4 protein-coding genes are annotated in these 3,013 nt (G+C 38.6%); 1 reads left to right on the top strand and 3 read right to left on the bottom strand.

The annotated features are described in order from the left end of the window. Nucleotides 1–154: 154 nt before the first annotated feature. Together BLO51_RS28195 and BLO51_RS28190 are read right to left on the bottom strand one after the other, a co-directional pair. On the bottom strand, nucleotides 155–559 hold the full coding sequence (locus BLO51_RS28195; protein WP_090677455.1) for a hypothetical protein: 405 nt from the start codon (nucleotides 557–559) through the stop codon (nucleotides 155–157). A 188-nt stretch (nucleotides 560–747) separates the two neighbouring features. Then, nucleotides 748–1,011, bottom strand: a complete 264-nt coding sequence (locus BLO51_RS28190; RefSeq protein ID WP_090677453.1) for a hypothetical protein — start codon at nucleotides 1,009–1,011, stop codon at nucleotides 748–750. 199 nt (nucleotides 1,012–1,210) lie between these two features. On the opposite strand from BLO51_RS28190, the gene BLO51_RS28185 reads away from it, so the two are divergent. Then, complete coding sequence (locus tag BLO51_RS28185; RefSeq protein WP_090677451.1) at nucleotides 1,211–1,417, top strand: helix-turn-helix domain-containing protein; 207 nt, start codon at nucleotides 1,211–1,213, stop codon at nucleotides 1,415–1,417. A 453-nt stretch (nucleotides 1,418–1,870) separates the two neighbouring features. Here the strand turns inward: BLO51_RS28185 and BLO51_RS28175 are convergent, their stop codons facing one another. Then, nucleotides 1,871–2,578 (bottom strand): hypothetical protein, encoded by a 708-nt coding sequence (locus BLO51_RS28175; protein ID WP_090677447.1) that lies wholly within the window; start codon nucleotides 2,576–2,578, stop codon nucleotides 1,871–1,873. Nucleotides 2,579–3,013: the final 435 nt, after the last annotated feature.

Raw genomic sequence — 3,013 nt, 5'->3', positions numbered from 1 at the left:
AAATGATTAAAAGTCAACTCCAACAATGGATCGCAGGTTTGCCCAGTTATCTCAAGGCTTACCTGCCTTTTTCAAGCTGCGAAGTTTGAGTCAATATCGTTACCGCTTCTGTAAATTTTCTCAGATCGAGGATCGAAGGGGACCTGGAACGCAGCTAGCGAACCACCTGAATATTCACCTTGATGGAGTTCTTGCACTCCTTTTTATTTTTGTAGAACAGCATATATTGACTGCTTTGGTTAACGTAGACGGTATTGTCTTCCGGATGCTCTTTTCGGATTACCTCATGGTCGTTTCCAAGATCCTCAAGCCACCAATCATAGTCGTCGGCTACAATTGAGGTCACGCGGATACCTTCGTTCTGCCGGAGTACGTAAGGACCGGCAACCGCTTCGGCCCCCGGCTCCAAATGAAGCGTAACCTCTCCTTCCGGCGGCGCGACAATAATCTGCTGTTGAGGTGCTTGTTGGACCATGGTTCCTTCCGCCGCAAAGCCGGGGCTTGATACAAGACTTGCTCCGATCACAGCAATCGTTAATGCAGTTGTCATTTTTTTCATTTTTTTCTCCTCCTCCGAATAACACAGTGCAAAAGGTAATTTTGAGGTCTGGCCAGTGCCCTCAAGAAATTAATACCATATTAACCCTAAAATTGAAATATATTTCATTAAAATTACACAATTATTTTATCTAAAAGTTACAAATATTTGAAGTTATTACGACCATGTTCTATTTTGACCTTGTGCTTTCATCTGTTCCCAGAGACGACGACTTGGGGTAGGCACAGGGCCTTTTCTAACCTGACATACAGCAGTTCTGTTTGCAGATCGAGGGCAACACGATGAAGAGTCGAAACAATGTCTTCAACCGCCAATTTATGTAATGACGTTAATTGACCGTTGACCATATTTAATATAGCCATGGTACAAGCTTCATAAGTTTGAATTTGCCGCATCAGTTCTTGTTCTTCGGCATCCCATCTGTCCCGAAGGGCGTTTTCGGTCATTTCCATATCGGGTACCTCCTCGTAGGGCGGATATAGTCCAATGTATTCATTAAAATTACCTCCGCTGCAAAATTTGAATTTCGTAACGCTACTCCGTTATTAACTAAAATTATATATCGGAATACAGATACAATCAACTATTTTTTTGAAATTATTCCTTTGGCGGTTTATAGTTATAAGTAAAAAACGACAGGTGAGAATTGGTATGCCAGTTCGGCTAAGATTAAAAGAAATCCTTGAAGAAAAGGGAATGTCGCAACGAGAGTTAGCCCGATTAATGAATGTCCGCCCCAATACAATAAGTCATCTTTGTTCCGATAAAGTAAATGCTGCATATTTTGACACCTTGGAACAAATTTGTAAGGCGCTTAATGTAAGCTTGCATGAACTTCTTGTGTTGGAATATGACTAAGCCCCGCAAAATTAAAGCATAGGAAAGCATCACTGAGGTCACGGAATAATAACCCGGCGATGCTATGCAGACTAATTTGATTCTTTTAATTTTGAGACTTTGTCTTGAAAAGTAATTAACGAAAAAAAATCCACAGATTATTGGAAAACAAAAAAAGACTCATTCCTCCTTTGAGTTTAAGTTGGATTAAGTCTTTCGAAATTTAGTATAGTTAATGGTTAAGTTCCTTGATTATCAATCTTGAATAGAGTCTTTCAGGCAATACCAACTTCATACAATAAACTTTTTTCCTTGGCGTTTTCATTCACAGTTATCACGCTATCTGTTCTTTCCAATAAAACAATTTCTCTATAATCCTTGATCAGGTACCCTTCTTTAATCCTTATTTGGCAATTGCCTTCAAAACGTTCCAGTACTCGTTTGAAGAAATTCATCATTACTTTTAAACCTGGATTATGCTGATCGGTATAGATATATCCCCCGGATATACTTATTACTTGACCGATATGATTTATTCCATTTCCAATTCTGCACAAATACTTTGAAATCATTCCAACAAATCCCGAACTCGGATCGAATATCTGGATCTTCGATTAGAGTCACTTTACCTTCGTCGATACAGTGGTTAGCTATATTTATGATTTCATGTTTTACAATTTGTATAATATCATTACTTTCATTACCACTGTCTATCTGCAGCACGAATTTTTGATAAAACCCGTTTGCATAAGGAAGTCCGAGGTTTCTGAAATCTCCATCAAAATAATAGTTATTCACAATGAGAGATTCGTGTCTTCTTTCCAGTACCTTCATATCATGTTCTTCTAGCAATATAACATCTCCTGTTGTCCCGCTCAGTAAATTACCTATGAACTGGATAAACTTCGCGCCTCCACTAGGATAAACGCTGATCCACAAACAAAAATTTACATCGAGATCAAATTCTTTGGCTATATCTTGGACGAAGCTTAAATTCGTGCTAACCCAAAAGGATTTGCAGCTAAAATCCAGCGTATCCCCTTCATTCTCTTCACTCTCTTCCTGCCTGCTAATTTTAATATCTCCCCGATCCCCAACTACCTTTCTCGCTTGCTCCAATAAAAATTCATCTATTTCTTCTCTGGTTTTAAAATCAGTGTAGAAATAATAAGATAATTCCACGCTATTCTTCCCTCCAAAACCATCTTGTGCTTGTTAGCGCTTAGAAAGTATAATGAAACCCCAGACAAGCAGCAAAATACTCGTTTGGGGTGATATTCCCGACAATTTATCCATCGGGGTATCTACTCGCAAAGTTGCGATTGATTTCAAAAAACTGTGATAAAACGAAGATAACAAAAGAACAGGTCAATCATGGTAGTGTCTGACCCTAATCGACTTGTTCAATGTAACTCTATTGCGTCATTTAGGGTATAAAATTCAAGCATTGAAGTGCATACAAACAAAATGGAAAAATCTTTATACGGGTATTACATGGGTAATATGTGTTTTTGAATGAATAGGTGACTTACTCGGCAATGGGTGGGGTTTTTTTGAACAGCATTCGCCTATAAGTTATAACCTGAATCCCCGCGATATTATAACGAGGCTCCCTTA

Origin of the sequence: Paenibacillus tianmuensis (assembly GCF_900100345.1) — a bacterium.
In the GTDB taxonomy this organism is placed as follows: Bacteria; Bacillota; Bacilli; order Paenibacillales; family NBRC-103111; genus Paenibacillus_G; species Paenibacillus_G tianmuensis.
Note: the sequence above shows the minus strand (reverse complement) of the source record. Positions and strands in the feature narration are given on the sequence as shown.

What these genes read in the sequence shown, in the direction of transcription:
- BLO51_RS28195 (WP_090677455.1), bottom strand. Translation starts at nt 559, where the DNA reads ATGAAAAAAATGACAACTGCATTAACGATTGCTGTGATCGGAGCAAGT.
- BLO51_RS28190 (WP_090677453.1), bottom strand. Translation starts at nt 1,011, where the DNA reads ATGGAAATGACCGAAAACGCCCTTCGGGACAGATGGGATGCCGAAGAA.
- BLO51_RS28185 (WP_090677451.1), top strand. Translation starts at nt 1,211, where the DNA reads ATGCCAGTTCGGCTAAGATTAAAAGAAATCCTTGAAGAAAAGGGAATG.